Source organism: Albibacterium profundi, assembly GCF_042159835.1.
Lineage (GTDB): Bacteria > Bacteroidota > Bacteroidia > Sphingobacteriales > Sphingobacteriaceae > Albibacterium > Albibacterium profundi.
On the sequence record NZ_JBBVGT010000002.1, the window covers coordinates 1,655,717 to 1,673,433 of the forward strand.

Below are 17,717 nucleotides of genomic sequence, written 5' to 3' on the forward strand. Positions count from 1 at the left end.
GTTTTATTTGGGTCCGTATATTCAAAGCTAAGGTTTTTATATTGAGTACACGGGTACAATCAATATAAAGGCTCCGGTTGGAGTTTCGGGCGACAAAAAATCAGAATGGATAATGAAAAACAAATGTTGAGTATTGACGTTAATTGTACTAAATTCGCACCTAAAAACTGCTTGCAATCTATGTTTGATCCAAAGAATATACAAGAAACTTTCCACGAATTGTTTTTCATTATCGCACCTCGAGTGCTCCTCGCTTTTGTACTCCTGATTTTAGGAAGTTGGTTGATTAAGCTTTTCATGCGTTATATCCATTCCCGATTCGAAAAAAGAGATGTGGAACCCTCATTGAGATTGTTTCTATCGCGGATCGTTAAAATAGGGCTTTATATTGTGCTTATACTTTCAATTGCAGGGAATTTGGGTATTCAGACGACTTCATTTTTGGCTGTGCTGGGAGGCGCGGGATTAGCTATTGGTCTGGCCTTACAGGGAAGCCTGTCAAATTTTGCTGGCGGTGTCTTGATCCTCTTATTTAAGCCTTTTCGTATCGGCGATTATATTTCAAGCACTAGTGAGGCGAGCGGAACCGTGGAAAATATTGATTTCCTCTATACAACGTTAAGAACTGCTGAAGGTACGCTAGTCTTTGCGCCCAACGGCCCTTTGGCCAATTCAGTGATTACTAACTATTCTAACTTGGTGGAGCGCCGAGTCGAATACAGCATTGATCTTTCTTATGATAGTGATACGAGGCAGATTCGGGATGTAATTCTTGATTTGCTAAGAAATGATCAGCGTGTATTGACTAAGCCCGCACCAGAAGTTCTTGTCAACGGCATCAGTAATGGCGCGGTTAAACTTGTGATACGTTACTGGTCACCAAAGGGGAATTACTGGAACGCTTATCATGATATTTTTGAAAAGATTAAAACTGCGCTTAAAGATAACCAAGTTACCATACCTCAATATACAATACAAGCACTTCCATTGGATGATTCCAATTTGAATGGGTCTGACTCCCAATAGTTTAAGTCTTTTCGGGGATGTTTTTTAGAATTTCCAGTAAAAACGACCAAAACTTTTGAACTGAAGCAATGGATGCTCTTTCGTCGGGTGAATGGGCTCCCAAAATGGTCGGTCCAAACGAGATCTTATCTAGGTGCGGATACTTTTCTCCTAATATACCACATTCTAAACCTGCATGAACGGCCATGATATTGGGCTCTTGATTGTTTTGTTTTTTATAAATATGAGCAAGGACGGCCAATATCTCAGAATGCGGGTCAGGCTGCCAGCCGGGATATTCTCCAGAGAGCGTTATGGTACAGCCAGCTAACTCGAATGCTGCACGAATTGTATTGGTTAAATCGGATTTTGAAGACTCCGAAGATGAGCGCGTTAAGCATTGGATGTTGATATGACCGCTACCGACCGAAACTTTCGCTATATTGTTTGATGATAGTACCAATCGTTCGAAATCCGGACTCATCGCATATACGCCATTGGGCGCAGCATAGACTGCGTTAATCAATGCTTGTTGATCTTCTTCTGCCATTCCTTCCGCCGGTAAGGAGGATAACTTGCTTGCGGATAATTGTAGATGAGGTTCAGTCGTTTTAAACTCAGCTTTGATTAACGATGCAATTTCTTCGAGCAGGTTGGATAGAGAGGCCGATGGGTCTACAGCCACAATCGCCGTACTTTCGCGAGGGATGGCGTTCCGTAAACTGCCACCTTGTAATTCTACAAGGCGCATGTTTGTTGCAGCATTGATGTGATAGAGGACGCGGTTCATTATTTTGTTCGCATTGCCAAGGCCACGGTTAATGTCCATGCCTGAGTGTCCACCCTGCAAACCTTTAACTGCAATTTCATAGCCTATATAATGTTGCGGGATGGCTGTTTGTTTGTATTCTTTGGTGGCGGTGATGTCGATTCCGCCGGCGCTCCCGATACAAATTTCTTCATCGTCTTCCGTATCAAGATTCAGTAAGATTTCCCCTTGAAGAACACCGGTATCTAAACCGGCGGCACCCGTCATCCCTGTTTCTTCGTCTACCGTAAGCAGTGCCTCAATAGGCGGGTGTGCAATTGTATCCGAAGCAAGAATAGCCATGATGGCTGCGACGCCGATTCCATTATCAGCACCAAGGGTTGTTCCCTCTGCTCGAACCCAGTTCTCATCAACGAACATTTGAATGCCTTGGTTTTCAAAATCAAAGACAGTGTCTTGGTTCTTTTGGTGCACCATGTCAACATGTGCTTGCAATATGGTTGTTTTATGATTCTCTAAACCTTTTGTTGCCGGTTTCCGAATAATCACATTGCCGGTCTTGTCCCTATAGGTATCAAGCTGAAGTGCCTCAGCAAAATCCATGATAAATTTTACGATCTGCTCCTCTTTCTTCGATGCTCGCGGGATCTGATTGATCGCTGCAAATTGTTCCCATACTGCTTGGGGATTTAGATGTTTGATTTGTTGTGACATTGGATCGGAATGTTTGATTTCACATACACCTGACTCGTTAGACCGATTCAGTTGACTGTTCTTCAAATAAACTAATTAATTTAGAGAAATTAAAATATCACAATATGATACGAGTTAAAATATGGTCTGATTTAGGGTTAAAATGATAGAGATGTTGAGCTGGCTTTGAATTTCTGGAAACGCTAAATAAATATTGACAGAGGAATCCTTTGACATTAGAAAAAAGAGGTCCAGATAATCCGAATACTCGAAATAATAACGATGGCTCCCACACCGAGAAGCATTTTCTTAGCGGGAAGTCGACCGGCAAACCTTGCAGCCACTGGAGCGGCAATAAGTCCGCCCAGAATCAGACCTAGAATCGTATCGATATGACTTGTGCCGAGTATTAAGAAGAAGGTCAGGGCGCTTGAAAGAGTTACAAAAAATTCAGTTAGGCTGACTGACCCGATGACATATTTAGGTGTCTTACCTTTTGAAATGAGTGTGCTGGTTACCAATGGCCCCCATCCACCTCCGCCAAAAGAATCGAGAAAACCTCCAGCTCCGGCGAGCCAGCCGGCTTTTTTGATTTTTTGACTTTTGATTTTCTTTTTAAAGGCACCTGTAAGGATTCGGATACCTAAGATGAGTGTATAGATGGAAATGATCGGACGGAGCCAGTCGGCATACTGTTCTCCGAAAAAAGCTAAGAGTAGCGCGCCGCAGATAGCACCAATGACGCCGGGAATCAAGAGAGTCTTAAAAAGCTTTTTATTGACATTCCCAAATTTATAATGGCTGTAGCCGGATGCGCCGCTCGAGAACATTTCAGCGGTATGGATACTTCCGCTAACGACGACGGGGTTGACGCCACCAGACAGTAAGAGCGTGGTAGATATGACTCCGTAGCCCATTCCTAAAATACCGTCAACCATTTGTGCTGCGAAGCCAATAGCCAACATGATAAAAAAGGTTTCGTCGAAATAGGAGGGAATGCTTGAAACAAACTCTTCGGGAACGAATGGATAAATTGCAAACGTTAAGAAGAGCACGGCTACTATCAACAAACTCCAATTGGCGATTTTTTTCCACTTTAATTCCTGACCCTTGCCGATGGAAGCGATAGGTTTAGAAGGATTGATGACGCTTCCTTTTTGGTCAAAGTCGGGCTTGTTCCCATTTTCATTTGAGCGGTCGCTCAGACTCTTCTCTTCAATGATGACTTTCTCCTGCTGCGGCATCTAGTTGTAGCACTAAGTAAATATTATCTATCGTTTTAGTCGACAATAATACGTTTACTTTTTTTATAATGCAAAATTTTTAAAATTTTTCTTGAAACGGCTAGGCGGTTGTTTTTCTTGTTGCAGGATAAAAATAATCGTTTCTTAACAATAATGTGATATTCAGAGACGTTAGTGGTATCTTTTTTGACATCAATAGCACGTGAATATCGATGAAAAAAATATCAGTCTTGAGAACCGGCGTGCTGGTGAAGAAGTAAATTATCCTATTTTTCTGAAAGGGGAATTTGACGATGCTGAAAAATTTATGCCAATGCCAACTCCTACTGGGGATGCACCATTTCGTTTGGACATAAAAAAGGTAATAGAAGATTCCTTAGAAAAGGAAATGGTGTTTCATGTGGTGGGAGACTCGGGAAGTGCGAAAGATTTGAGTTTCCAACGTTTATTAGCGCAACAGCTGATTAAGCAAAGTCGTGAGGGACGTACGGAGGATCGTCCTCAATTTCTTTATCATTTGGGCGATATTGTATACGATCATGGGGAAGCACATGAATATGCGGCCCAATTCTTCGAGCCTTTTGAAGAGTATCCGGGTCCCATTTTTTCGATCCCCGGTAATCATGACGGAGAAATTAACCCCCTTTCTGAAACTCCTTATGAGAGCCTAGATGCATATATGCAGGTTTTTTGTTCCAAAGAGCCTATCGATGTACCATTCTCTAAGGGCAGTTCGCGGAAAAGCATGATTCAGCCGAACGTTTATTGGACACTCAACACACCGTTGGCAAACATTGTCGGATTGTATGGCAATGTTGCTAAATTCGGCGTGATTAAGCCAGATCAACGCGAGTGGTTTGTTCATGAACTAAAAGAAGCAGCGAAACAAAAAGATGATTGCGCGCTTATTGTTTGTGTGCATCAATCACCGTTTTCTGCAGATACGAATCATGGGTCGAGTTTAGCGATGGTCGATTTTTTGGAGCAAGCTTACACAGAAGCGGATGTAAAGCCTGACCTGGTGTTGAGTGGACATGTTCACAATTATCAGCGTTTTATGAGACGATATTCGGATGGGACAAAGGTGCCTTATATCGTGGCTGGGGCGGGAGGCTACACCGTTTTGCATCCTATAGCATCACGTAACGATGCGAGTATAGACACGGACTCGGCTTTGCTCAAGAACGTCGTGTTACAGAAATATTGTACCAAGCAGTATGGATTCTTAAAACTGAAGATCAAGAAGAAAATGGGCGCTTTGCGCTTGATCGGAGAGTACTATACGATTCCAAGAGGGGCAGAGCCAGATACTGGATTCACGGCTGAATTGTTTGATCGGTTTGAGTTTCCCGTTAGAAGACCGGAACCGGTTCTTTGTCTCTAAACCTTTCGACCTCCATAAGAGATCGTTGACGGGGTGCCAAATAGCAGCCCCGTCAACGAAAAATATTTTCTTATTCGAGTCCGCCTTTCCGGTTAGGGCTTCTTGGCGTAGGCCATTCAGCCTTTTCGCCCGTCCGCGGATCAATGTGCAGGTTGATTTGCTCGCGAGATGTCTTTTCTGGATCTTCACTTGCCATGTAGGTTAGGATCGCTGTTAGAACCGCATTGCTTCTTACATCATCAAATACCACCTTATCATAAGTGTCGATGTTGGTGTGCCATGTGTATGTCCCGTAGTCCCAACTAAGTGAGCTCAAGCTAAATGCTGGTGCGCCTGCGGCTACAAAGGATGCATAGTCAGAACCGCCACGGCCTGGTGAACCAGGAAAGGAAGTTTCAATGTGCTGAGTGATCTCTCTTGGAACTGCGGCAAGCCAGCGTCCGACATAATCGTACGAATGAAGGAAGCCCTGACCTGAGATATTAACAACACGACCGGTTCCATTATCCTGATTGAATACCGCCTGTATGTTCTTCACGATTTCTGGATGGTCCTCTACATAGGCTCTGGAGCCGTTCAGTCCTTGTTCCTCACTTCCCCAAAGACCTACAATAATTGTTCTTTTTGGATTGGGATATACTTTCTTTAAAATACGAGCAGCCTCCATCATAACCAGTGTACCCGTACCATTATCTGTAGCTCCGGATGCTCCATCCCATGAATCGAAGTGGGCGGAGAGAACGATATACTCCTCGGGCTTTTCAGTTCCTTTGATCGTTGCTATAGTATTAAAGGTTGGTTGTACACCTGTTTCTTTAGAAATTGCTGTCACTTTTATTTGTGGTTTATCGCCGTGTTCAGCCATACGAAATAATAATCCGTAATCTTCTAATGATAAGTCTATCGTGGGAATCTCTTTCGTATATGCACCAAATATTTTATTAGCACCAAAACCTCTGGACCAATTGGACATCACAATGCCCGCCGCTCCGGCCTCTTCAAGTGCCGCTGGAAGTGTTCTTGAATTGTATCCGGTGTTGCTAATACGCTCGTACCACGCAGCGCGCAGTTCGTCACGTTCGCTTTTCATTTTCTCAAGAGATTCTTCGGTCGCGTATTCTTCCCAATTATAGTCTGGTCTACCCGTAGGTTGATTCATTGATATCATAACGAACTTACCTTTAACGCTCTTAATCGCGTCTTGGAATGCTATCGAGTCTTTCGCTAATGGTAAAATCATAACTTCAGCAGTGATCCCATTTTTAGGTGTAGAAGGACTCCAAGCCAGTTGAGTGCCATTTAATGATTTGATCCGAGGCTCAACCAAGTCGATATGTGTGATGCCACGTTCCCAACCTCTCCACTCGCCCCAGGCTTGATTTTCAGCATCAATTCCCCAAGAATTGAACTTGTCTACGGCCCAGTCGTGCGCCTTTTGCATGCCCGGTGTGCCTACTAAACGCGGTCCAATCTCATCAAGCAATTCGTAACCGAGTTGTTCAAGTTGTGAATTGTTGTTCGCTTCGTTGATAATAGCTTGTACAACTGGATCGTTTGCTTGGGTGTTCCGGTTCGGTTGTGCAAAGACACTGTTGACAGAAAATAAAAGAATGAGAACGTAAAAACTAGCCGCCCATTTCTTCATTTCGAAGGTTTTGTAGAGGTATCTCATGTTTTGTTATTAAAGGTTAAGAATTAATTTCAGCTTAAAACTACGAAAGATATTCTTATTTGGAAAGCAAAACTTGTGTTGATCTATTTTTCACGTTTATCGTAACGTATTATTTTATGTACTTTTGCAGCCTTGTTAAAAATAAAAACTAAATGTTGAGTCGCGAAGTAAAGAAAAGAAGAACCTTTGGTATAATTAGTCACCCGGACGCCGGTAAAACGACACTCACGGAGAAGCTCCTCCTGTTCGGCGGTGCTATCCAAAAAGCCGGCACAGTAAAGCGCAACAAAGCCGAAAAGACAGCCACTTCTGACTTCATGGAGATTGAGAAGCAACGCGGTATTTCAGTAGCGACCTCCGTTATGGGATTCGAATATTTAGATCATAAGATAAATATTCTAGACACTCCTGGACACAAGGACTTTGCTGAGGATACTTATCGTACGCTGACTGCCGTTGATTCAGTGATTTTAGTTGTTGATTCAGTAAAAGGGGTTGAAGAACAGACGCGTAAATTAATGCAGGTTTGTCGAATGCGGCATACACCTGTGATTATTTTCATCAATAAAATGGACCGGGAAGGGAAGGAGCATCTCGATCTGTTAGATGAGCTTGAAAGCGAACTTAATATATCAGTACGCCCATTAAGTTGGCCAATCGGGATTGGAAGTACATTCAAAGGTGTATATCATTTACACAAGCAAAAACTGAATTTATATAGTCCGAATAAAAAGTCAATTTCAGACGATTATATTCCGATTGAAGATCTAGCGGATAGTAAACTTGAAGAACATTTAGGAGAGAAAGCGGCGACAACCTTGCGTGATGAGGTGGAGCTTGTTGATACCGTCTATGAGCCCTTCGATATTTCATTATATAGGTCAGGTTACTTAGCGCCTGTGTTTTTTGGAAGTGCTATTAATAACTTCGGTGTGCAAGAGTTATTGGAAACTTTCATTGAGATTGCGCCGGAACCACAGGCACGGTCGACTGACACGCGCCTTGTTGATCCTTATGAGAGTAAATTCACCGGCTTTGTATTTAAGATTCACGCGAATTTAGATCCGAAACATCGTGATCGTATTGCTTTTTGCAGAATATGTTCGGGTAAGTTTGAACGGAATACTTTCTATCATCATGTTCGACTCGATAAGAAGCTGAAATTTGCCTCCCCTACCAGTTTTATGGCAGATAACAAAAGCGTTGTTGAAGAGGCTTGGCCGGGGGATGTCATTGGTCTGTACGATTCAGGAAACTTCAAGATAGGTGATACGCTTACCGAAGGTGAAATAATGAATTTTGTTGGGATACCTAGTTTTTCTCCTGAGATATTTAAGGAACTGGAGAATACGGACCCCTTTAAGACTAAGCAGTTAGAAAAAGGGATTACTCAACTGAGTGATGAAGGTGTTGCACAGTTATTTACTCAAAATCCCGGCAATCGAAAAATTATCGGAACGGTGGGTGAACTTCAATTTGAAGTGATCCAATTTAGGTTGCTTCAGGAGTACGGTGCCTCTTGCCGTTTTATATCCATGAGTACAAGCAAAGCGAACTGGGTATCGTCCGATGATCCGGAAGCGCTGAAGAAATTTCTACATAGTCATGCCTCTAAGGTAGCTTATGACAAAGAGGATCGACCTGTTTTTCTAGCGGGCTCACAATGGGATATTGACTATGCTCTGACTAATTATCCTAAGATCAGTTTTCACGAAACATCTGAGTGGGATCGTGTCGAGAAAAAAGCCTAAATGAAACGCTGAGCAAGTAGGAAATAAATATTATATTTAGCGATATGAAATATCGTTATCTAGCTGTTTTTTTGCTGCTTTCGTTCATTTCCTCCGCATGCAGCCCTAAGAACACTTCCATCCCGGAGATTGGTTTTGTAGATGCTTTTGAAGATGAAACAATTGGGCAAGCACGAGATGGATTTATTGCAGCCCTGGAAGAGCGAGGTTTTAGTGAAGACGATCATACAATCCGTATCCAATACAGGAATGCACAGGGAGATATCCCCACCCTTACGCAGATAGTTAATTACTTCATAGCAGAGAGAGTCGATTTGATCGCGACCAGTACGACGCTTTCTACGATCACCGCAATCCAGCGTACTTCGGATCTTCCTATTTTTATGATGGTTTCTCCAGAACCAAAATTGATGCAGGTAGTAGATGATGCTGGCGAAGCTCCCGATAATTTATTTGGCGTTTCTGAGTCACTCGACTACATTGATACCGCATTTGCTCTTATTCCTGAATATGTAAAGCCGAAGGGTGATAAAATTGTTGTAGGGATGGTATATAATCAGGCGGAGCCGCAATCGGTTAACGCTCTGGAAAGAATGGAAGAAAATGCTAGAAAATTGGGGATGATCATAGAAGCGGTTCCATTGAATAATTCAGCGGAAGCACAAATGATAACTGTGTCCCTATTGAATAAGGGGATCGATGTTTTCTTTGCTAATCCCGATAATACTGTTTTTGCGGCATTTGAAACCATTGTTAAGAACTGTAATCACCGGAACGTTCCTATTTTTACAAGTGAGTCTGGTTTGGTGAAACGCGGGGCGGTTGCAGCATTCGGTGCTGATATATATGCTTGGGGCTATCAGGCAGGTAAGCAGGCTGCCGAATACTTGTCAGGCACAGATCTGCAGGATATTCATATCGAGCGGGTGCGTGATAGAAAACGAGTGTATAATGCAGAGGCTGCGAAGCGTTTCGGTTATGATTTTTCGACAAACTTCGAGGCTATAGAGTAATGGATTTATATTTGACCGCACTTCTGCAGGGACTATGTCTGTCAGTTATGGCTTTAGGCATCTATCTGACGCTAAAAATTTTTAATATCCCGGATATTACTACAGACGGCAGTTATACGCTCGGTGGCTCAATAGGGGCTGTAATGTTGATGTCAAATATGCCTATTGTGGCCAGCCTACTTGTCGTTTTAATTTCAGGGGCTATTGCTGGTGCGTGTACCGGACTCATTCATACTAAGTTAAAAATAGACCCTTTACTATCGGGAATTTTAGTAATGACCGGTTTATATTCGATTAACCTGACGATTATGGGACGCTCTAACATTCCGTTGATCGATGTCGGAACAGTATTTAATCGTGTTGACTTTTTGAGTGATGTAAACCTCAATACGCTTGTTGTTTTAATCGTTCTCGTAGTTGCATTCATTGCAGCTATAACTTATCTTCTTAAGTCGGACTATGGGATTGCTATGCGCGCAACCGGTAACAGCGAGAATATGGTCAAGGCGCATGGTGTGAATACAGATTTGATTAAAATTATGGGCTTGGCATTTGCCAATGCGTTAACAGCGTGTAGTGGATTTCTTATGGTCCAGTTTCAAGGATTTTCCGATATTAATATGGGAATCGGAATAGTGATAATCGGTTTGGGTTCTGTTATTATAGCCGGAACCATTATTAGTTGGTTTGGAGTCCAGGCGATAGGAAAGTGTTTGGCTTTAGTATGTTTAGGTGCAGTCGTTTTTCAATTAGCTTTAGCGTTTACGCTCAGTATCGGCATTGACCCGACACTCATGAAGTTAACAACCGCATTGTTTGTCTTAGCAATTGTGAGCTTACCTCATTTTCGTCTCAAATGGAGGTCCAATGGTTGAACTTAAAGGTGTTTCTAAAGTATTCAATTCTGGTAAACCTAATGAAATCGTAGCATTGCGTGACGTGAATCTGCATATAAAAGCCCGTGATTTTGTTGTTATCGTAGGCTCGAACGGTTCGGGAAAATCGACACTGTTAAATATCATAGCCGGGAGCCTTCAAAGTACGGCAGGGCTTGTGAGCATGGATAGTCATGATGTTACTCGCATGCCAGAATTCAAAAGAAGCAAATGGGTCGCCCGTGTGTTTCAAGATCCTTTGCAGGGGACGGCTGAAGGATTGAGTATATTAGAAAACTTTAGATTGGCTGCACTCCGTTCTTCAACGAAGGGGCTATCTATTGGCCTTACCAGAAATTTTGCCGCGGAGGTAAAGGATAAGGTTTCGTTCCTGGGGTTAGGACTCGAAAATAAATTACACCAGACTATGGCTACGCTTTCGGGTGGGCAACGACAGGCCTTGAGTTTGCTCATGAGCATTATGGCTGACCTCAAGATATTGCTACTCGACGAACCTACAGCGGCGCTGGATCCACGGTCTGCTGAAGTGGTATTAAAGGTTGCCGATCGGATTGTTAGTGAGTACGACATTACTGCTGTAATGGTAACTCATAATATGAAAGAGGCGTATCAATACGGAAACCGATTAATTGTGATGAAAGACGGATGTATCAACCGCGACATATCGAACGAAGAGAAACGTAATTTGGAAATGACTGACCTTTATGGGTGGTTTGTCTAAAACAATTTCGTTTTAAATTCTTTTATATAGTGTATAAATACATTTATGGACTATATCGACTATTATAAAGTATTAGGGGTAGCTAAATCGGCTTCCGCCGCCGAAATAAAAAAAGCATACCGAAAACTAGCAAGGAAATATCATCCTGATCTGAACCCCAACGATAAAGAAGCAGAAAAGAAGTTTAAAGAAATTAACGAAGCTAATGAGGTTCTAAATGACCCAGAAAAGCGTGCTAAATATGATCAGTATGGCGAAAACTGGCAACATGCGGATGCATTTGAAGCAAATAAACAATCTCAGGCATCGGGTAGGCAGCGGTCGAGCTATCAGTCGGCCGGGAATCCATTTGAAGGTTTTTCGGGTTCAGGTTCTTTTGATGGTGGAGACTTTTCCGATTTTTTCTCTTCCATGTTTGGTCAAGAAGCGGGTGGTCGTGCCAGAACAAGCCAATTTAGAGGAAATGACTATCGCGCCGAATTGCATTTGAGTTTTCGCCAAGCTGCTGAAACTCATAAACAGAGCTTAACAGTAAACAACAAAACAATTCGGATTACGGTGCCAGCTGGAGTTGCCAATGGACAAGAAATTAAATTAAAAGGTTATGGTGGTCCGGGTATAAATAACGGTCCGAACGGCGATTTGTATATTACTTTCGTCATTGCTGATGATCCGGTGTTTAAGCGGAACGGAGACGACTTGTATGCAAAAAAGGAAATTGATTTGTATACTGCGATTCTTGGAGGCGAAATACAAGTTGATACGTTGACAGGAAGAGTCAAGTTAAAAGTAAAACCAGAGACGCAAAATAACACGAAAGTTAAACTAAAGGGGAAGGGTTTTCCAATTTATAAGAAAGAAGGCAAGCACGGGGATTTGATTATTAGTTATGAGGTGAAAATACCAACTGATCTGTCTCCGGAACAAAAGGAATTATTTCAAAAACTAGCAGACCTGCAAAAATGAAAACATCAATCATAAAAATAACCGAATATTGTAGTTGCTGCCACGCGGAAGTCGACTTTATAGACTCTTTAGAAGAGGTAGGTCTGATTGAGACTTCAGTGATAGAAGGCGAGCGTTTTATTCATGAAGATCAGTTGGCTGACCTTGAGCGCTATTCGACCTGGCATTATGAAATGGATATCAATATAGAAGGAATTGATGCATTAAGAAACGCTGTTAAGAAAATGCATCAATTGCAATCAGAAATTGCCTCCCTTAGAGAAAAGCTCAGAATCTATGAGGATTAAGGCAGTTAATCAGCTTCAATACCACCAAAGCAGAGGTATTTTATTTCCATAAATTCATCTAAGCCATGTTTGGATCCCTCTCGACCAATCCCCGATTGTTTGATGCCGCCGAAGGGAGCAGGTGCGCTTGAGACTAAGCCGGTATTAATACCTACCATCCCGGATTCTATTGCTTCTGACACTCGCCAGCACCGGTAGATGTCACTGCTGTAAAAATAGGCCGCTAGACCAAATTCTGTAGAATTAGCTAACTGAATGGCTTCTTTTTCGTCTTTAAAGCGAAATAAAGCGATGACTGGTCCAAAAGTTTCTTCGTTTGCTAAAATAGCATCGGTCGAAACATTAGCGATAACCGTTGGTTGAAAAAATAAATCTTTCATAACTGCACCTCCGGTTAAAAGGTTAGCCCCTTTTTTAATAGCATCAGCGATATGTTCTTCTACTTTCTCTAATCCTTTTTTGTTAATCAACGGACCAACCTGTGTGTTTTTCTTTAGTCCGTTACCCGTTTTTAGTGACTCCACTGCTTGGGTTATTTTCTTGGCGAACTTATCAAAAACCGCATCGTGAATCAAGAATCGGTTCGCGGCAACACAGGTTTGCCCTGAATTCCTGAACTTTGCGATCAACGCGCCTTCTACGGCTTGGTCGATATTGGCATCGTCAAATACTATAAACGGCGCGTTTCCACCTAGCTCGAACGACACTTTTTTAATGGTCTCAGCAGCTTGAGCCATTAGAGTCCTGCCAACGGCTGTTGAACCGGTGAACGATATTTTTCTAACGAGCGGGTTTGTGCTCAACTCTTTCCCCATGCCAGCGCTGTCTTTTCCCGTCACGACATTGAAAGTTCCTTTCGGGAAGCCTGCGTCTTCGGCTAATTTCGCCAAAGCCAATGCCGTTAAAGGTGTTTCGGAGGCTGGTCTGATGATGACGGTGCACCCCGCTGCCAAAGCTGGAGCGATTTTGCGTGTAATCATCGCTAAAGGAAAATTCCAAGGAGTGATCGCAGAAACGACACCCACACCTTGCTTGATCGTCACGATTCGATTAACAGGGTTAGGGGAGGGAATGGTTTCTCCATATGCTCGTTTTCCCTCCTCCGAAAACCATGAAATAAATGACGCACCATACTTGATTTCAGCGTAACTTTCAGTTATCGGCTTTCCGCTTTCTAAGGTTATAATTTCGGCTATCTCATCTTTGTGTTCGTTTAACAGAAGGTATAATTTATAGAGCAGGTCACATCTGAATTGTGCTGTTTCTGTTTTCCATTTACTCCAAGCTTTATGTGCTACTTTGATTGCAGCGCGTGTTTCGGCAACCGTGAGGTCGGCCACCTTGGCAATTGTTGAATTGTCCGCCGGGTTATGTATAGCGAAGTTGCTCTTTCCTTTTTCCCACTTCCCATTAATATAAGACTTTTCTATAATCAGACTATTCGTTTTTTTCATCTTTATGCTGTGTATAGGGTGACCGGTTTGTCACTCAGAAATGAATTATTTTACCAATCGTTAAATTTAAATAATTTAAACCAATAACTTTATGCCGGTTTATATGTCGAACACGAATGGTTAAGTATTTGTTTTGTTTTCTTTTTAGTTTGTCCTGCCTCGGTGTATTTGCTCAGAGTGAGCTAAAAGCAGAGCCGGAAACTGTTAGAAAACCATTAACGTATTGGCAGAAAAGAGATTCGATTCAACGTGCAGAGCAGCTTGAAAAGCAACGCCTTGCGGATTCTATCAAGCATGTGCAAGATTCTTTGCAGATGCTTTGGCTAAAACCACCAGATCCAGATCGGCCAAACTTATTTTTAGATAGCCTGAAGGAGCTTTACACAGTGAAGAACGGTGACTTTTTCACCTGGACTGAGCAGTTTTCTAATAAAAAGAAACAATTCATGATTGCTCCCATTAAGTTAGAAAGAGAGCAGTGGATCGTAGGTATTATCATTTCATTGTTTCTTGTTTTGGCAATCATTCGACTAAGTTATCCGGCTCAGACACAAGTGATGTTTCAAGGGTTCTATAATAACCGAGTATTGGCGCAGGTAAGTAAAGAGGATAGTCTTTTTAACTCGTGGCCGTTTATTTTTCTTTATCTGTTGTTCGGTTTTACAATAGGTATGTTTCTGTTCTTGGTTAGTAAATTTACCCGGTTAGGCGGCGTGACGGAAGGTATTAACCTATATGTTGCTTTTTCAGTGAGTGTACTAATCCTTTTTACACTTAAAATTATTACTGTTCGGTTTCTCGGTTTTCTTTTCGATATTTCTCGCTTGGTGAGAGAATATGTGTCTATTCTATATCTAAGCTATTTTAATGCCGCATTGCTCTTTCTTCCTGTTGTACTTATTATGGCCTTATCTCCACGAACGCTCGCGAAATATTATATTGTTTTCGCTTTCGTTATGCTTGTTGGAATATTCATTTTACAGTTCTTACGGGCTAGCGGTTCAATTTTTAAAACCTATTCACTTTCAAAGTTTTATTTAATTCTGTATCTTTGCGCCCTTGAAATAGGTCCAATTCTTATATTAATAAAGGTCTTGGGATTTTAAAAAAAAATATGGAAATGCACGAACCAATAGAGGACAGAGCAAAGAAAGTAAAAAGCATTTTGGTTACTTTGCCGAAACCGGAAAACGAAAAATCACCCTATTTTGCTTTAGCAAAAAAATACAATTTAAAATTAGATTTTAGAGCATTTATTCACGTAGAAGGTATCCCTGCGAGGGAGTTCCGTAAAGAGCGGATTAATTTGGCTGACTTTACTGCGCTTATTTTTACCAGTAAAAATGCAGTTGATCACTTCTTTAGAATCTGTGAAGAGATGCGTTACGATGTGCCGGCTGATCTAAAGTATTTTTGCTTATCTGAAGCAATTGCCTTATATCTTCAGAAGTATATTCAGTATAGAAAGCGGAAAATTTTCTTTGGAAAGCAAACTGCTCAGGATTTGGAAGATATTCTGAAAAAACATGCAAAAGAAAAATTTCTCTTCCCTTGTTCAAACGTCGCCGGTGAGGAAACCCAGAACTGGTTGGCAGACAATGGTTATGATTTCACTCCTGCGGTTTTATTTAAAACAGTCGTTAGTGATTTATCAGATCTGAAGGAGGTTTTTTACGATATCATTGTTTTCTTCAGTCCGTCAAGTGTTCAGTCTCTTTTCGAGAATTTTCCTGATTATGAGCAAAAAGATACACGTATAGCGGCTTTTGGTCCCGGCACCCATCAGGCAGTACTTGATAGTGGCTTAATATTAGATATCCCAGCTCCTACGCCGGATGCACCGAGCATGACGATGGCGATTGAGCAGTATGTTACACAGGTCGTAAAATAACTTATTAAAAAATATCTTAAGGCTCTCTTTGGTGGAAAAAATCAAGGAGAGCCTTTATTTGTTGTGTGTTCAGTACTTCTAGTAATTCAGACTGTTCTGCTTCACGAATTCTCTTTACTGACTTGAATTTTCTCAGTAATTTTTCGGCGGTTATTTTGCCAATTCCCGGGATGGATGTCAATTCTGTTTGAAATGTTTTTCGACTTCGCTGATTACGATGGAACGTGATTCCGAATCGATGCGCTTCATCACGCAATTGCTGTATAATTCGTAGGGTTTCTGATTTCTTATCCAGGTACATTGGGTATTGATCCCCCGGATAGTATATTTCTTCCAGTCGTTTTGCTATTCCAATGACAGTTAATTCCTTCTCGATCCCTAACTTTTTTAAACTTTTCATCGCAGAGGAAAGCTGCCCTTTGCCGCCATCAATAACTACGAGCTGCGGTAATGGTTGTCCTTCCTCTAAAATTCGTCTATAGCGACGGAAAACCGCCTCTTCCATGGTTTTAAAATCATCGGGGCCTTCTACTGTCTTCACGTTGAAATGTCGATAATCTTTTTTTGATGGTCTGGCGTCTTTAAAGACAACGATTGCCGAAACGGCATATTGCCCCTGAAAGTTCGAGTTGTCAAAACATTCGATATGTCGCGGAAGCTGATTCAGACGTAGATCTTTCTTCATCTTCGAAAGAATACGGTTTATACGAACCTCAGGGTTTAATTTTTCATATTGCTCTAGTTTTTCTTTTTTGAAATAAATTACATTCTTCTGTGAAAGCTCTAGTAATTTCTTTTTGTCGCCTTGCTTGGGGATGGTAAATTTTAATTCCTCTGTATTCTCAATGGATAGATTAAAGGGTATAATTATTTCTTTCGAGTCACTTTCAAAACGTGTACGGAGTTCAGGTATAGCTAGGACGAGTAATTCTTCATCACTTTCATCGAGCTTCTTTTTCATCTCAATTGTTTGTGTCTGCACAATTGTTCCGTTCATTACCTTTAGGTAGTTGACGAAAGCCACATCCTGTTCAGAGGCGATACTAAAAACGTCCACTTTGCTTAACGAGGTGCTAACCACCGTAGATTTGCTCTGATAGTTAGCCAATAGGTCCAGTTTTCGTTTAAGCTGTTGCGCATATTCAAAGCGAAGCTCATTTACAGCTATTTCTAATTCACTTTTCAATCTGTTTAAGACAACTGAGATCCGTCCTTGAAGGATATTTTCAATTTGCTCTAAATTAGCATTGTAGTCTTCTTCACTTTGAAGATTCTCGCAGGGTCCTAAGCAATTTCCAATTTGATACTCTAAACATACTCTGAATTTCCCCTTTTCAATATTCTCCGGTGTAAGCTTCAGGTTACATGTTCGTAATGGAAAAAGCTCTTTGATAACATCTAATATAGCGTGCATCATGCTGACAGAAGCATAGGGCCCATAATACTTCGAGCCATCTTTAATTATTCTTCGTGTCCAGTAAATTCGAGGATACGGTTCATTCTTGATAACAATCCAAGGGTAAGTTTTGTCATCTTTCAACATCACGTTGTACCGGGGTTGATGTCTTTTAATCAAGCTGTTTTCCAAGAGCCAGGCATCAATTTCCGTGTCAACGATGGTGAAGGTAATTTTATTGATTTTTCGAACTAGGACTTTTGTTTTTGTGTTGTTATTCAAATCATTGTTGAAATATGAGCCAACTCGATTTCGAAGATCTTTTGCTTTTCCGATGTAAATCAGTCTATCGTTTGAATCCCAATATTGGTATACCCCAGGTTTATGAGGGATGTTTTTTAGTGCTTCTCTATGATTGAATGATGCCATGCTAGTCTCCTAAATCCAAAGTTAGAAAGCTATGTCGATAATAAGCGTTAAAAAGATGTAAAATCTTCTCTTTAGTGTCATAATTCGCTTTGTTTTAGCTATAAACCAATTACTATTGATATTTTTGCTAGCACTAAGTGAATACA

At 41.4% G+C, this 17,717-nt stretch carries 15 protein-coding genes; 10 read left to right on the plus strand and 5 right to left on the minus strand.

The window, feature by feature from the left end; translation table 11 throughout:
- Positions 1-105: 105 nt before the first annotated feature.
- Positions 106-1,026 carry a mechanosensitive ion channel family protein gene (locus tag WKR92_RS08870; RefSeq protein ID WP_375557471.1) on the plus strand — a complete coding sequence of 307 codons (921 nt, stop codon included), beginning with the start codon at positions 106-108 and terminating at the stop codon, positions 1,024-1,026.
- 1 nt (position 1,027) lies between these two features.
- Here the strand turns inward: WKR92_RS08870 and WKR92_RS08875 are convergent, their stop codons facing one another.
- A complete protein-coding gene (locus WKR92_RS08875; RefSeq protein WP_375557472.1) occupies positions 1,028-2,488 on the minus strand; it encodes an aminoacyl-histidine dipeptidase in 1,461 nt (486 codons plus the stop codon).
- A 215-nt stretch (positions 2,489-2,703) separates the two neighbouring features.
- Positions 2,704-3,711 carry a sulfite exporter TauE/SafE family protein gene (locus tag WKR92_RS08880; RefSeq protein ID WP_375557473.1) on the minus strand — a complete coding sequence of 336 codons (1,008 nt, stop codon included), beginning with the start codon at positions 3,709-3,711 and terminating at the stop codon, positions 2,704-2,706.
- 202 nt (positions 3,712-3,913) lie between these two features.
- Here WKR92_RS08880 and WKR92_RS08885 point away from each other — a divergent pair, with 202 nt between their 5' ends.
- Positions 3,914-5,095, plus strand: coding sequence for a metallophosphoesterase family protein (locus WKR92_RS08885; protein ID WP_375557474.1), 1,182 nt, complete (start codon positions 3,914-3,916; stop codon positions 5,093-5,095).
- A gap of 70 nt (positions 5,096-5,165) precedes the next feature.
- Here WKR92_RS08885 and WKR92_RS08890 read toward each other — a convergent pair whose 3' ends face one another.
- Positions 5,166-6,767: a M20/M25/M40 family metallo-hydrolase gene (locus WKR92_RS08890; RefSeq protein WP_375557475.1), complete on the minus strand. Its 1,602-nt coding sequence runs from the start codon at positions 6,765-6,767 to the stop codon at positions 5,166-5,168.
- A gap of 152 nt (positions 6,768-6,919) precedes the next feature.
- Between WKR92_RS08890 and WKR92_RS08895 the strand changes: the two genes are divergently transcribed.
- From WKR92_RS08895 to WKR92_RS08920, 6 genes are read left to right on the plus strand one after another with little or no spacing between them, the layout of a single operon-like run.
- Complete coding sequence (locus tag WKR92_RS08895; protein WP_375557476.1) at positions 6,920-8,518, plus strand: peptide chain release factor 3; 1,599 nt, start codon at positions 6,920-6,922, stop codon at positions 8,516-8,518.
- A gap of 44 nt (positions 8,519-8,562) precedes the next feature.
- Entirely contained in the window at positions 8,563-9,531 is a 969-nt protein-coding gene (locus tag WKR92_RS08900; RefSeq protein WP_375557477.1) for an ABC transporter substrate-binding protein, read from the plus strand.
- A complete protein-coding gene (locus WKR92_RS08905; protein WP_375557478.1) occupies positions 9,531-10,406 on the plus strand; it encodes an ABC transporter permease in 876 nt (291 codons plus the stop codon). The genes WKR92_RS08900 and WKR92_RS08905 overlap by 1 nt, the downstream gene beginning before the upstream one ends.
- Positions 10,399-11,148, plus strand: a complete 750-nt coding sequence (locus tag WKR92_RS08910) for an ABC transporter ATP-binding protein (RefSeq protein WP_375557479.1) — start codon at positions 10,399-10,401, stop codon at positions 11,146-11,148. Before WKR92_RS08905 ends, WKR92_RS08910 begins: the two co-directional genes overlap by 8 nt.
- A gap of 45 nt (positions 11,149-11,193) precedes the next feature.
- Positions 11,194-12,114, plus strand: a complete 921-nt coding sequence (locus tag WKR92_RS08915) for a DnaJ C-terminal domain-containing protein (RefSeq protein ID WP_375557480.1) — start codon at positions 11,194-11,196, stop codon at positions 12,112-12,114.
- On the plus strand, positions 12,111-12,401 hold the full coding sequence (locus tag WKR92_RS08920) for a chaperone modulator CbpM (protein WP_375557481.1): 291 nt from the start codon (positions 12,111-12,113) through the stop codon (positions 12,399-12,401). Before WKR92_RS08915 ends, WKR92_RS08920 begins: the two co-directional genes overlap by 4 nt.
- A 5-nt stretch (positions 12,402-12,406) precedes the next feature.
- Here the strand turns inward: WKR92_RS08920 and WKR92_RS08925 are convergent, their stop codons facing one another.
- Complete coding sequence (locus WKR92_RS08925; protein WP_375557482.1) at positions 12,407-13,855, minus strand: NAD-dependent succinate-semialdehyde dehydrogenase; 1,449 nt, start codon at positions 13,853-13,855, stop codon at positions 12,407-12,409.
- Between the two features lie 116 nt (positions 13,856-13,971).
- On the opposite strand from WKR92_RS08925, the gene WKR92_RS08930 reads away from it, so the two are divergent.
- Positions 13,972-14,961 carry a DUF4271 domain-containing protein gene (locus WKR92_RS08930; protein ID WP_375557483.1) on the plus strand — a complete coding sequence of 330 codons (990 nt, stop codon included), beginning with the start codon at positions 13,972-13,974 and terminating at the stop codon, positions 14,959-14,961.
- 14 nt (positions 14,962-14,975) lie between these two features.
- Entirely contained in the window at positions 14,976-15,746 is a 771-nt protein-coding gene (locus WKR92_RS08935; RefSeq protein WP_375557484.1) for a uroporphyrinogen-III synthase, read from the plus strand.
- Positions 15,747-15,762: 16 nt separating this feature from the next.
- Here the strand turns inward: WKR92_RS08935 and uvrC are convergent, their stop codons facing one another.
- Positions 15,763-17,571, minus strand: a complete 1,809-nt coding sequence (gene uvrC, locus WKR92_RS08940; protein WP_375557485.1) for an excinuclease ABC subunit UvrC — start codon at positions 17,569-17,571, stop codon at positions 15,763-15,765.
- Between the last annotated feature and the right edge of the window lie 146 nt (positions 17,572-17,717).

Bases quoted from the DNA above. Each gene is read 5' to 3' on its own strand.
- WKR92_RS08870 (WP_375557471.1), top strand. From the start codon at position 106: ATGGATAATGAAAAACAAATGTTGAGTATTGACGTTAATTGTACTAAA.
- WKR92_RS08875 (WP_375557472.1), bottom strand. From the start codon at position 2,488: ATGTCACAACAAATCAAACATCTAAATCCCCAAGCAGTATGGGAACAA.
- WKR92_RS08880 (WP_375557473.1), bottom strand. From the start codon at position 3,711: ATGCCGCAGCAGGAGAAAGTCATCATTGAAGAGAAGAGTCTGAGCGAC.
- WKR92_RS08890 (WP_375557475.1), bottom strand. From the start codon at position 6,767: ATGAGATACCTCTACAAAACCTTCGAAATGAAGAAATGGGCGGCTAGT.
- WKR92_RS08895 (WP_375557476.1), top strand. From the start codon at position 6,920: ATGTTGAGTCGCGAAGTAAAGAAAAGAAGAACCTTTGGTATAATTAGT.
- WKR92_RS08900 (WP_375557477.1), top strand. From the start codon at position 8,563: ATGAAATATCGTTATCTAGCTGTTTTTTTGCTGCTTTCGTTCATTTCC.
- WKR92_RS08905 (WP_375557478.1), top strand. From the start codon at position 9,531: ATGGATTTATATTTGACCGCACTTCTGCAGGGACTATGTCTGTCAGTT.
- WKR92_RS08910 (WP_375557479.1), top strand. From the start codon at position 10,399: ATGGTTGAACTTAAAGGTGTTTCTAAAGTATTCAATTCTGGTAAACCT.
- WKR92_RS08915 (WP_375557480.1), top strand. From the start codon at position 11,194: ATGGACTATATCGACTATTATAAAGTATTAGGGGTAGCTAAATCGGCT.
- WKR92_RS08920 (WP_375557481.1), top strand. From the start codon at position 12,111: ATGAAAACATCAATCATAAAAATAACCGAATATTGTAGTTGCTGCCAC.
- WKR92_RS08925 (WP_375557482.1), bottom strand. From the start codon at position 13,855: ATGAAAAAAACGAATAGTCTGATTATAGAAAAGTCTTATATTAATGGG.
- WKR92_RS08930 (WP_375557483.1), top strand. From the start codon at position 13,972: ATGGTTAAGTATTTGTTTTGTTTTCTTTTTAGTTTGTCCTGCCTCGGT.
- WKR92_RS08935 (WP_375557484.1), top strand. From the start codon at position 14,976: ATGCACGAACCAATAGAGGACAGAGCAAAGAAAGTAAAAAGCATTTTG.
- uvrC (WP_375557485.1), bottom strand. From the start codon at position 17,571: ATGGCATCATTCAATCATAGAGAAGCACTAAAAAACATCCCTCATAAA.